The organism is Nocardia sp. NPDC004568 (assembly GCF_040609955.1).
Taxonomy (GTDB): Bacteria; Actinomycetota; Actinomycetes; order Mycobacteriales; family Mycobacteriaceae; genus Nocardia.
Map to the genome: position 1 here is coordinate 40,978 of NZ_JBEXLL010000048.1, position 12,031 is coordinate 53,008.

Genomic DNA, 12,031 nt, shown 5'->3' on the forward strand with positions numbered 1-12,031 from the left:
TCCGGCGGGCGTCGCCGCATATTCCGTTCCGGGCTGCTGATACGCAGGGTGGCAGGTGGCGGGCCCGGAGACCGACCGGCGCCACCGACCGATGAGCGCGACGACTCGGTGCCGGTACGGTCGGGGGAGTCGGCATCGGTGCGAGCGGCGTGTGGGCGTCCCCTCGGGTCACAGCCCTGTGGAAGAGTGGAGGAATGAATCGACTCGGTAGCGCGACATCGCCCTACCTCCAGCAGCATGCAACCAATCCGGTCGATTGGTTCGAGTGGGGAGAGGAGGCGATGGCAGAAGCAACCAGGCGGGACGTGCCCATTCTTCTTTCGGTGGGGTACGCATCCTGCCATTGGTAGCTTCGGCCAAAATACTGGTGTCATGTGATGGCCTACGAATCGTTCGCCGACGAGGCCACGGCCGCGCAGATGAACGCCGACTTCGTGTGCATCAAAGTGGACCGGGAGGAACGCCCGGACCTGGACGCGGTGTACATGAACGCCACCGTCGCGATGACCGGCCAGGGCGGCTGGCCGATGACCTGTTTCCTCACCCCGGCGGGGGAACCGTTCTACTGCGGCACCTACTACCCGAAGGTGCCACGCGGCGGGATGCCGTCGTTCACCCAGCTGCTCACCGCGATCACCGATACCTGGCGTAATCGCCGCGCCGATGTGGACACGGCGTCCGAGCAGGTGGCCGCGGCCCTGCGCGAACAGGCCGGCGGTATCCCGAAATCCGAACTCACCGTCACCACCGAACTGCTCGACCACGCCGTGGCCGCGGTGCTCCGCGATTTCGACGAGGCCCACGGCGGCTTCGGCGGCGCGCCGAAGTTCCCACCCGCCGCGCTGCTGGAGGGCTTGCTGCGCAGCTGGGAACGCACCGGCGATCCGGCGGTGCGGACCGTGGTGGACCGCACCGCGGAGGCCATGGCCCGTGGTGGTATCTACGACCAGCTGCGCGGCGGGTTCGCCCGGTATTCGGTGGACGCGGCCTGGGTCGTCCCGCATTTCGAGAAGATGCTCTACGACAACGCGCAACTGCTGCGGTTCTACGCGCATCTGGCGCGCCGGAGTCCGGCGGATCCGCTACCGCGCCGGATCACCGAGGAGATCGTGCAGTTCCTGCTGGACGATCTGGCCACCGGGCACGGCCTGGCCTCCGCCCTGGACGCCGATACCCATGTCGAAGCGGGCAAGCCCGGTGTGGAAGGCGCCACCTACGTCTGGAACCCCGCCGAGCTGGTCGGCGAACTCGGTCCCATCGACGGCGCCTGGGCCGCCGAGGTTTTCGGGGTCACCACCGGCGGCAATTTCGAACAGGGCTGCTCGGTACTCACCCGCCGCACCGATCCGGAGGACAGCGAGCGGTTCGAACGCGCCCGCACCGCGTTGCGCGCCGCCCGCCAGCGCCGGCCCCAGCCCGAACGCGACGACAAGGCGGTGACCGCCTGGAACTGTATGGCGATCACCGCGCTCTGCGAGGCCGCCGGGGCACTCGACCGGCGCGACTGGTTCGACGCCGCCTACGACCTCGCGCGGGTGCTGCTGGACCTGCACGTCGTCGACGGCCGGGTGGTGCGCGCCTCGCTCGGCGGTGTCGCCGGTAGCGCGCCCGGCGTGCTCGAGGATTACGCGTGGCTGGCCACCGCCCTGCTGGCGCTGCACCAGTACTCGGGTTCGGCCGGCTGGCTTCCGGATATCCACCGCATCCTGGACTCCGCCATCACGCATTTCGCCGACCCGGACGAGCCCGGTAGCTGGTTCGACACCGCGGACGACGCCGAATCCCTGATCGCCCGCCCGCGCGACCCCATCGACGGCGCCACCCCGGCCGGGGCATCCGTCCTGGCCGAAGCCCTGCTGACCGCCTCCGCTGTCGTCGAACCCGACCGCGCCGCGCGCTACCGGGAACTGGCCGAGCACACCCTTGCCCGCGGCGCGGTGGTGCTGGCGAAGGCGCCGCGCTCGGCCGGTCAGTGGCTGACCGTGGCCGAGGCCGCGCTCCAGGGCCCGCTGCAGATCGCCATCTCCACCACCGGCTACCGGCCGGTGGGCGATGCCGAACTGCTGGAGGTCGCGCGGGCCTACGCACCCGGTGGCGCGGTCGTCGTGCGGGCCGATGTGGACACCGTCCCGCTGCTCATCGACCGGCCTTCGATCGAGGGCACCGCGGCGGCCTATGTGTGCCGGGGATCGGTGTGCGACCTGCCGGTGACGACACCGGATGCCCTGCGCGCCGCCCTGGCCGGGCCCGCGGTGTCCGGTCGGCGGTAGGCGTCCCGCACGCCTACCGCCGGCGAGCACGCACCGGGCGGTAGCCGCGCGGGTGCGGTAGGCGAGATCAGTCGACGGCGGTCCCCTCGAGCTCCACCAGAAGACCGGGGATCGCCAGCCGGGTGACGCCGAGCATCGAGGTGGCCGGCGCCACGCCGGATGCGCCCAGCCGCGCGGCGAGCACGCCGTAGTGCTGGAAGAGCAGATCGACGTCGGTGGTGTAGACAGTGAGCCGTACCAGGTCGGCCAGGGACATGCCGGCATCAGCGAGCACGGCCGTCAAGTTGTCGAGGCTCGAGGCCAGCTGGCCCGCCATGTCACCGGCATGCTGCGGTGTGCCGTCGCCGCTCATCGCGGTCTGTCCCGAGCAGTACAGGGTCCGGGCGTGACCGGAGACGAGTTCACCCTGGTTGAACCCCATCTCCTTCGACCATGTCACCGGGTTGACCGCCGTTCGTTCCACTGCCACATCAGCTCCATTCGATTCGGTGCGATACGTACGTCCCGCGGCGCGGTGGCCGTGGTCCGTCGTGGTGGTAAGCGTGCCGATAAATCACGACACCCTGTGTCGTGTATTCGGTAGGGTTTTCGCGTGCGGGCCGACCGGTTGGTGTCACTGGTGTTGCTGCTGCGCCGAGGCGGTCGGCTGACCGCCGCCGAGCTGGCCGAAGAGCTGGAAGTGTCCACCCGCACCGTGCTGCGTGATATCGAGGCGCTGTCCGCGGCCGGTGTCCCGGTCTACGCCGAACGCGGCCGGCACGGCGGCTTCGCGTTGCTACCCGGGTTCCGGACCGAGCTCACCGGGTTGAACCACGACGAGGCGCTCGCCCTCCTGATCGCCGGTGCGCGGCGCGGCGCGCAGGCTTTCGGGCTCGGTTCGGCGCTCGCTTCGGCCATGCTCAAGGTGGTCGACGCGCTACCCGGGAGCTACCGGAACACCGCGGCCGATGTGGCCGAACGATTGCTCATCGACCCGGACGCCGACCTGCTGTCGCGCCGGCTGGTGACCGACGAGGTGCCCGGCGGCGTATCGGCCGAGGTCCGGCGGGCGGTCCTCGCCGGACACAAGCTGCGTATCCACTACGCGGCTGTAGACCGGGCCCCGCAGTGGCGCACAGTGGATCCGATCGGCCTGGTCACGGTGCGCGACCAGGGTTATCTGCTGGCCACGAGATCCGGCGCGGAACGCACCTACCGGCTGTCGCGAGTGTTGGCGGCGCAAGTACTCCCGGAACCGGCCGAGCGCGCGGAGCGGGTCGATCTGCGCCGGGCCTGGCAGGAACACAGCGTCCGATTCCGGACCGGCGGCGACCGGATCGCCGTATCGGTCCGGGTGAACCCGGCGCGCCGCGCGGAGCTGGTGGGCACCGCGCTGGCCGTACACAGCGAGGCGGCCGACGCGGACGGCTGGTTGCGGATGGAGGTGACCTTCCAGGACGCGCGGCACGCCGAATGGGCGCTGTGGCAGCTCACCACGGACGCGGAAGTCCTGGCACCACCGTCGTTGCGCACGTGCCTGCGCGATCGTGCCGCCGCGATCGTCGCCCGCTACGGGGCGCCCTAACTGTCAGCGGGTGCGTCGTCTTCGCGGTCGGTCCACGACGGGGTCGGTGCGTCGATACCGCGCAACGCGACGGATCCGTACTTCACCCATTCCGCGCGCTCGCTCGCCGCGGCGGCGTCGACGACACTCTGGGAGACCAGAATCCGCCGCGGTACTTCCTTGGCGCGGCTGGTGAGCCGGGCCGCCGCGTTCACCGCGTCCCCGATCACCGTGTACTCCCGCCGGGTGTCGGTGCCGATATCCCCGGCGAACACCCGGCCGCGCGCCACTCCGATGCCGATATCGAGTTCGCCCGCCGCCAGGACCTCGTCGCGGATCCGGCGGGCGGCGCGCAGGGCCGGCGTCGCGTTGTCGGTCAGTGCGATCGGGGCGCCGAAGATACACAGCGCCGCGTCACCCTCGAACTTGTTCACCAGCCCGTCGTTGTCCTCGGCCGCGGCGACCACGGTGGCCATGAGCCGGTTCAGTTTGGCCACGAACTCCCGCGGGTGGAGACCGGTGGAGATCGCCACCGACCCGGTGACGTCCACGAACAGTGCCGAGACCTCCCGCACGTCACCGGTGAGGTCGATCCCCCCGGCGAGTGCCCGCTCGGCCACTTCCTCGCCCACGTGCCGGCCGAACACATCCCGCATGCGCAACCGTTCGCGCAGGTTCACCGACATCTCGTTCACCGAATGCTCCAAGCGGCCGATCTCGCTGGCGCTGCCCACCGACACCCGCACATCCAGGTCGCCCCGGGTGATCCGGTCCACCGCTATCCGCAGCGTCCGCAGTGGTGAGGCCACGGCCCGGGTCAGCGCCCAGGTGGCCAGCACCCCGACGATCAGGCTGATGGCGGCGAGATAGATACCGGTCCGGATCCGGTGTTCCATGGAGGTGGCCGGATCGGCGAGCACCACGATCAGCGCGCTGAGTGGCATGGCGCCCGATACCGCCCAGGCCAGCGCCACCCGGACGAATACCGACGAACTCCAGTGCATGGTCGCGCCGAGTACACCGGCCACGATCGGCACCACGGGGCGGATCACCCGGTCCACGATCAGGTAGGTGAGACCGGCCGATTCGAGTCCACCGATCGTGAACATCGCGAGCAGGACGGTGAGATCCTGCTCGGTGGTGAGACCGGCCAGCAGGACCGCCGACAGCACCACCCCGGGCGCCCACATCACCAGTGAGCGCACGGTGATGGCGAGCGGCAGGTGCAGAATCCGCCGCGCCTCCTCGGGGGTCGGTGTGCGGGAACTGTCCAGCCAGGCGAAATAGCTCATCCGATCGCGCACGGCCAGTGCGACGCCCAACAGCGAGGCGACGAGCGGATAGACGGTGACCAGCATCAGCCCGCTCAGCTGGTCGGCGCCCACGCGACCCGGGAAGCCGATGAGTACCAGCTGGGTCACGATGACCGCGAGACCGCTGAGATGGGCGGCGATGACGACCGACGCCAGCCCCCAGCGGGCGAGGACTGTCCACTGCATCAGCCGGGTGACCCTCCCGGCCCGGGGCCGGGATCCGACGCTGTAGGCCATCGGCGGGTTACCCGCGGTGGCCGCTGGAGCGCGGGCGGCCGGAATCGGAGGACACGACTCAGCAGCCTAATCGACGTAGCTGGTCAGCGGTCCGGGAACGAGCCCGCTCAACGCAGCAGTACCAGCCAGACCGCCACGTAATGGCAGAGTGCGGCCACCACGGTGGCCGCGTGGAAGAACTCGTGGTGACCGAAGGTGCTCGGCCACGGGTTGGGCCAGCGGGTCGCGTAGAGCACCGCGCCGATGCTGTAGGCCAGTCCACCGGCGACCAGCAGCAGGACCGCGGGCAGGCCAGCCGACCGATAGAGTTCCCCGCCCACCGGCACCACCGCCCAGCCGAGCAGCAGATACAACGGCACTCCCACCCATCGCGGGGCGAGCGGCCACAGCAGTTTCAGGGCGACCCCGGCCACCGCACCCGTCCACACCACCGCGAGCAGGATCGGCCCGGTCGGAGCGGGTAGGGCGAGCAGCGCGAACGGCGTGTAGGTGCCCGCGATGAACAGGAAGATCATCGAGTGGTCCGCGCGTTTCATCCGGATCCGGGCCTGGACCGTCTGCCAGGTGATGCGGTGATAGGTGGCGCTGATCCCGAACAGCGCGCAGATGGTGAGCCCGTAGATCAGGGTCGCGACGACCGCAGTCGCCGAGACGGTGGCCGCCGCCGCGACCAGCGCGATGACCGCCACCGCGGCGATACCGGTGGCCCAGGTGTGGATCCAGCCGCGCATCCGGGGTTTGACCAGCGCGACCAGCGAGTCGGCCGGGTTGGGGACCGGATCGTCGTTGTTCGGGCCGGTCGGCGGGTCGAGCGCGGCGCCGGCGAGAGTGCCGGTGGGCTCCAGGTCGCCGGGGTACGGGGGACCGCCGGGGGACGGGTCGGACACGTTGCCTCCTGGCTCGAGTGCGCACTGTTCGGCTTCCGATGGCAGCGCGCCGGCCCGCCGCTGGTGTGGGCCGGCGGAGATCTCCGCGGTCCGCGGGGAGCCGATACTGAACTCGTGGGTAACCTACGGCGGCGTAGGTTGCCCTCGGTGGCCACTGTACCGCGTCACCCGCCGATACGGGCCGTCTCCGCCCGGCCGTGACCGCCACCGCTTTCCGCCGCGACTGCGGACCCGGAGCGGAAAAGGCGTACTGTTGTTCGTCGTGGAATTTCCGAGTCGGCTGCGGGGCTTTCCCTATCGCATCTACGAGGCCCGCCTGGCCAAGAAGCTTGCGGATAAACAGCATCCGCGCCATGTGGCGGTGGTGTGCGACGGCAACCGCCGCTGGGCCCGGGAGAACGGGTTCACCGATATCACCCACGGGCACCGTGTCGGCGCACTCAAAGTCGCCGAACTGGTCAGCTGGTGCGAAGCCGAAGGAATCGAGCTCGTCACCGTCTACCTGCTCTCCACCGAAAATCTCAGCCGTGGCCAAGAAGAACTGGAAACCCTCTTCGAAGTCATCACCGATGTCGTCGAGGAACTCGCCGACCCCGAACAGAACTGGCGAGTCCGTATCGTCGGCACCCTCGACGGGCTACCCGAACTGGTCGCCAAACGTATGCGGACCGCCACCGAACGCACCCGCGAACGCACCGGCACCCACGTCAATGTCGCCATCGGTTACGGCGGCCGCCAGGAGATCGCCGACGCCGTCCGCCAACTGGTCCGCCAGGAGATATCGGCCGGCGAAACCGGCGAGGACCTGGTCCAGTCCATTACGGTCAGCGCCATCGGACAGCACCTCTACACCTCCGGTCAACCCGACCCCGACCTGGTGATCCGCACATCCGGCGAACAGCGGCTCTCCGGCTTCCTGCTCTGGCAGAGCGCCTACTCCGAGATCTGGTTCACCGAGGTCTACTGGCCCGAGTTCCGCCGCGTCGACTTCCTCCGCGCGCTGCGCGACTACGCCGCCCGCCACCGCCGCTACGGGACTTGAGGCCCCGACCGTCCTACCGGGCCGAGGCCCGTCTCGCCGTTTCGGCCTCGAAGCGCATGCGATGTGCGGTGAGCCGCCCACGGAGTGCGACCGTCGAGCACCTCCGGCCGAGGCTCGAGGCCGAAACGGCGAGACCGAGGGGCTCGACCCCGCGGCGCCGCCGAGAACACAGTGGATCACAACTTCCGCAACCGCAACCGGTTGATCGTATGGTCGGAGTCCTTCCGCAGGACCAGGGTCGCGCGGGGGCGGGTGGGCAGGATGTTCTCCACCAGATTCGGGCGGTTGGTGGAGTTCCAGATATCCTTCGCCGCGGCCGTCGCCTCGGCGTCGGTGAATTTCGCGTAGTGATGGAAATGGGCCTTGGGATCGGCGAACCCGGTGGCCCGCAGGCTCAGGAACCGTCGTACGTACCAGGTTTCGATATCTTCGATCCGCGCGTCGACATAGATGGAAAAATCGAACAGATCCGAGACCATCAGCCGCGGTCCCGTCTGTAATACGTTCAACCCCTCGACGATGAGGATATCCGGCTGGCGTACACAGTGGAATTCGCCGGGGACGATGTCGTAGGAGATATGTGAATAGACCGGCGCGCATACTTCCTCGGCGCCCGATTTCACTTCGGTGACGAAGCGCAGCAGTTTGCGGCGGTCGTAACTCTCCGGGAAGCCTTTACGGTGCATGAGCCCACGGCGGGTGAGTTCCGCCGTGGGGTACAGGAATCCGTCGGTGGTCACCAGATCGACCCGGGGATGATGATCCCAACGGGCCAGCAGTGCCTGTAGCACGCGGGCCGTGGTGGATTTGCCGACCGCCACGCTGCCGGCCACCCCGATGACGAAGGGGACCTGTTTGTCCGGATGCGATTCACCGAGGAAGGTGGCGGTGGCCGCGAACAAGCGCTGTCTGGCCGCCACTTGCAGGTGGATCAATCGGGCCAGCGGCAGATAGACCTCGGCGACTTCCTCCAGGTCGATCTGTTCGCCCAGACCCCGCAGTCCGATCAATTCCTCTTCGGTGAGCACCAGCGGAGTCGATTTGCGCAGTTCCCGCCACCGTTTCCGGTCGAATTCCACATACGGACTCGGCTCGCTCGCCTTGGCCATCTACTCAGCGCTCCACTCTGCCGGACACTCGTGCTCGCGGTGCCTCGCGCGTGGGATTCCGCCGCTGCGGCTGTCGCGACCCCGGCAGGTCCGGCGCTCTGGCTGTGCCCTCATGGCTGAATTCTGCCCCTCGGTGGGGAGTGACGGGATCGGGGGGTCCATTACTGTTGTGTATAACAAGTGCTGCCCGTGGTAACAGTGATGCGCGGCCGTTGCCCATCGGGCGAACCCGCCGCCGGGCAGCGCCGCACCGCCCGGTCGTACGTTGCCTTCGCTGCGCCGTACGCGGATCGCGGCGGCGCGTCGCCCGTTAGGGTCGATGCCATGGAAGCCCATCCCCTGGTGATCGAATACCTGCGTCTCGGTCTGGCATTCGACCGGATCGAAGAGGGATTCGTCGACGCCTACACGGCCGACCCGCGGCTGCGACAGGAAGTCGAGAACGCGCCGAAGCCCGAACCCCGGGAACTGGCGCGGACGGCCGCGCGGCTGCGTGCGGAACTGCCGAACGCCGGCCTCGGCGCCGCGCGGACCGAGTTCCTCGATGTGCATCTGCGGGCGCTGGAATGTTCGGGTCGTAAATTCGCCGGGGACGATATCGGTTTCGTCGACGAGGTCCGCGCCTACTTCGATGTCGAGATCGCGCCCGGTGATCCCGCCGACTACCAGGAGGCGCACCGCAAGATCGACGAGGTCCTGGGCGGATCGGGTCCGCTGATGGAGCGGATGGCGGCCCATCGCAAGGCCGACGAGATCCCGCCGGAGAAGCTCGAGGCCTGCGTCGAAGCGTTCTCCGGCGCACTGCGCGAACTGGTCCGCGCCAGGTATCCGCTGCCCGACCACGAACACGTGACCTACGAGGTCGTCGGCGACAAGCCGTGGTCCGGTTTCAACTACTACCTCGGCAACTACCGTTCGACGGTCGCGATCAACTCCGATCTGCGCCAGCACATGGCGAATCTGCCCCGGCTCATCTCGCACGAGTCCTACCCGGGGCACCACACCGAGCACTGCCGCAAAGAAGCCGGGCTGGTGGCCGCCGGGCAGGCCGAGCAGACGATCTTCCTGGTCAACACGCCGCAGTGCCTGATGGCCGAAGGGCTGGCGGATCTGGCGTTGCGTTCGATCGTCGGGCCCGGCTGGGGCCGGTGGGCCCAGGAGATCTACGCCGATCTGGGACTGCGGTTCGACGGTGAACGCGCCGAACGTCTCGCCGAGGCCTCCGGTCAGCTGCTCGGGGTCCGGCAGGATGCCGCGCTCATGCTGCACGACCAGGGCAAGGACGCCGACGATGTGGCCGCCTTCCTGGAACGCTGGTCGCTCACCACCCCCGACCGGGCCCGCCAGTCGCTGCGCTTCCTGTCCGCACCGCTGTGGCGGGCCTATATCAGTACCTACGTGGAGGGCTATCGCCTGCTGGGCGGCTGGCTCGACCGCGCCACCGACGAGGACGACCGCGCCGACCGCTTCCGCCGTCTGCTGGACGAACCCCTCATTCCCTCCGCCCTGCGCGCAGCCTGACCGGGGCACCGGGCTCACGGCGTGTCCGTGAGCACCGGCAGGGCCGAGGGCGACCGTGACCGCCCTTGTGGACCTCGGCGTCCCTCTCCCGTTCTCTCCGGATGGCCGGCCGTCGGGGCGGGTCCGGCCGTGGTTTCGGAGCGACCGAGCGCCGGAAGGGAGAACCGGAGCCATACGGGCCTCGGCCCGCCCCGCCGAAGACGGGGCAGATAAACCCGGCCCGGAGGTGGCTCATACACTGGCGTGGTGACGCAGACGACCGCCTCTGTCAATACCCAGTCTCTCGGTGAGCTCGACCCCGAACTCGCCACCGCGATGGCGGGTGAGCTCGCCCGGGAACGCGACACCCTGGAAATGATCGCGTCGGAGAACTTCGTGCCGCGCGCGGTACTGCAGGCGCAGGGCAGTGTGCTCACCAACAAGTACGCCGAGGGTTATCCCGGTCGTCGCTACTACGGCGGCTGCGAACACGTCGACGTGGTCGAGAACCTCGCCCGGGAACGCGCCAAGGCCTTGTTCGGCGCCGATTTCGCGAATGTGCAGCCGCATTCCGGCGCGCAGGCCAACGCCGCGGTACTGATGTCGCTGCTCGATCCGGGCGACCGCCTGCTCGGCCTGGACCTGGCCCACGGCGGCCACCTCACCCACGGCATGCGGCTGAACTTCTCCGGCAAGCTCTACGACGTCCACTCCTACGGGGTCTCCAAGGAAGACCACCGGGTCGATATGGACAACGTACGGACGATCGCGCGGGAGGCGCGGCCCAAGGTGATCGTCGCCGGATGGTCGGCGTACCCGCGGCATCAGGATTTCGCGGCGTTCCGGGAGATCGCCGACGAGGTGGGCGCCTACCTGTGGGTCGATATGGCGCATTTCGCCGGACTGGTCGCCGCCGGACTGCACCCCTCCCCGGTACCGCACGCCGACGTGGTCTCCTCCACCGTCCACAAAACCCTCGGCGGCCCCCGCTCGGGCCTCATCCTGGCGAAGCAGGACTACGCCAAGAAGCTCAACAGCTCGGTGTTCCCCGGGCAGCAGGGCGGCCCGCTGATGCACGTCATCGCCGCGAAAGCGGTCGCGTTCAAGATCGCCGGCACCCCCGAGTTCGCCGAACGCCAGCAGCGCACCCTGACCGGCGCCGAGATCCTCGCCGAACGCCTCACCGGCGCCGACGTCGCGGGTAAGGGCATCAGCGTCCTCACCGGCGGCACCGACGTCCACCTGGTCCTGGTCGACCTGCGCAACTCCGACCTCGACGGCCAGCAGGGCGAGGATCTGCTGCACGAGGTCGGCATCACGGTCAACCGCAACGCCGTCCCCTTCGACCCCCGCCCCCCGATGGTCACCTCCGGCCTGCGCATCGGCACCGCCGCGCTGGCCACCCGCGGCTTCGGCGACACCGAGTTCACCGAGGTCGCCGATATCATCGCCACCGCCCTTGCCGGCGGCGCCGACCTGGACGCCCTGCGCGGCCGGGTCAAGAAACTTGCCAACGACTTCCCGCTCTACCAGGGCCTGGAGGACTGGAACCTGCTGTAATCCGGCGCGCGGGCGGGTGATGCGGCGAGCGGTTCGAACGGTGAGATGTCGACCCCGTGCCGAAGGCGCGCGAATAAACACTGACCTACCCTCGAATGATGGATACCGATCTGAATCAGGACGCGGTCACCACGGTCCGCGAATTCTTCACCGCGATGGAGATCGGCGCGCTCGACGAGGCGCTGGAACTGGTGCATCCGGATATCGTCTGGAAGAACACCTCGCTGCCGGATGTGCGCGGGGCCCGGCGGGTCGGGAAGTTGCTACGGGGCCTGGACCGGGAGCAGTTCGGTTTCTCGGCGCAGATGCACCATATCGCCGCGGACGGGTCGGTGGTGCTCACCGACCGTACCGATGTGCTGCGGTTCGGGCCGGTGCGTATCTCGTTCTGGGTGATGGGGACCTTCGAGCTGCGTGACGGCCGGATCGTGCTGTGGCACGACCATTTCAGCTGGGAGAATTTCTTGCGCGGCACCGCGGTGGGGGTCGTGAAGGCGCTGCTCGGCCGCTGACCCGCCGATGGCGATGTCGCGGACGCCGTTCGAGAGCGCCGTGGCGCGAGATCGGAAG

The 12,031-nt window shown here is 68.9% G+C and carries 9 protein-coding genes and 1 pseudogene; 6 read left to right on the plus strand and 4 right to left on the minus strand.

From position 1 onward, the window contains the following. The first annotated feature begins 194 nt into the window (after nt 1–194). Nucleotides 195–2,270: pseudogene (locus ABZV91_RS21095) on the plus strand (thioredoxin domain-containing protein). Nucleotides 2,271–2,337: 67 nt separating this feature from the next. Here ABZV91_RS21095 and ABZV91_RS21100 read toward each other — a convergent pair. Next, nucleotides 2,338–2,733, minus strand: a complete 396-nt coding sequence (locus ABZV91_RS21100; protein WP_355244220.1) for a RidA family protein — start codon at nt 2,731–2,733, stop codon at nt 2,338–2,340. A gap of 129 nt (nt 2,734–2,862) precedes the next feature. Here ABZV91_RS21100 and ABZV91_RS21105 point away from each other — a divergent pair, with 129 nt between their 5' ends. After that, entirely contained in the window at nt 2,863–3,834 is a 972-nt protein-coding gene (locus tag ABZV91_RS21105) for a WYL domain-containing protein (RefSeq protein WP_355244187.1), read from the plus strand. Here ABZV91_RS21105 and ABZV91_RS21110 read toward each other — a convergent pair. Together ABZV91_RS21110 and ABZV91_RS21115 are read right to left on the minus strand one after the other, a co-directional pair. After that, nucleotides 3,831–5,312 (minus strand): adenylate/guanylate cyclase domain-containing protein, encoded by a 1,482-nt coding sequence (locus tag ABZV91_RS21110; RefSeq protein WP_355244189.1) that lies wholly within the window; start codon nt 5,310–5,312, stop codon nt 3,831–3,833. The genes ABZV91_RS21105 and ABZV91_RS21110 overlap by 4 nt on opposite strands. 158 nt (nt 5,313–5,470) lie before the next feature. After that, nucleotides 5,471–6,118 (minus strand): hemolysin III family protein, encoded by a 648-nt coding sequence (locus ABZV91_RS21115; RefSeq protein ID WP_355244223.1) that lies wholly within the window; start codon nt 6,116–6,118, stop codon nt 5,471–5,473. Nucleotides 6,119–6,503: 385 nt separating this feature from the next. Between ABZV91_RS21115 and ABZV91_RS21120 the strand changes: the two genes are divergently transcribed. Then, on the plus strand, nt 6,504–7,292 hold the full coding sequence (locus ABZV91_RS21120) for an isoprenyl transferase (protein ID WP_355244192.1): 789 nt from the start codon (nt 6,504–6,506) through the stop codon (nt 7,290–7,292). A 176-nt stretch (nt 7,293–7,468) separates the two neighbouring features. On the opposite strand, the gene coaA is transcribed toward ABZV91_RS21120, so the two are convergent. Next, nucleotides 7,469–8,401, minus strand: coding sequence for a type I pantothenate kinase (gene coaA, locus ABZV91_RS21125; protein WP_355244194.1), 933 nt, complete (start codon nt 8,399–8,401; stop codon nt 7,469–7,471). 324 nt (nt 8,402–8,725) lie between these two features. Between coaA and ABZV91_RS21130 the strand changes: the two genes are divergently transcribed. The 3 genes from ABZV91_RS21130 to ABZV91_RS21140 all read left to right on the plus strand — a co-directional run bounded on the left by ABZV91_RS21130 (nt 8,726) and on the right by ABZV91_RS21140 (nt 11,973). Beyond that, entirely contained in the window at nt 8,726–9,922 is a 1,197-nt protein-coding gene (locus ABZV91_RS21130) for a DUF885 domain-containing protein (RefSeq protein WP_355244197.1), read from the plus strand. A gap of 246 nt (nt 9,923–10,168) precedes the next feature. After that, entirely contained in the window at nt 10,169–11,461 is a 1,293-nt protein-coding gene (glyA, locus tag ABZV91_RS21135; protein ID WP_355244200.1) for a serine hydroxymethyltransferase, read from the plus strand. A 98-nt stretch (nt 11,462–11,559) separates the two neighbouring features. Next, nucleotides 11,560–11,973: a limonene-1,2-epoxide hydrolase family protein gene (locus ABZV91_RS21140; RefSeq protein WP_355244203.1), complete on the plus strand. Its 414-nt coding sequence runs from the start codon at nt 11,560–11,562 to the stop codon at nt 11,971–11,973. The last annotated feature ends 58 nt before the right edge of the window (nt 11,974–12,031 follow it).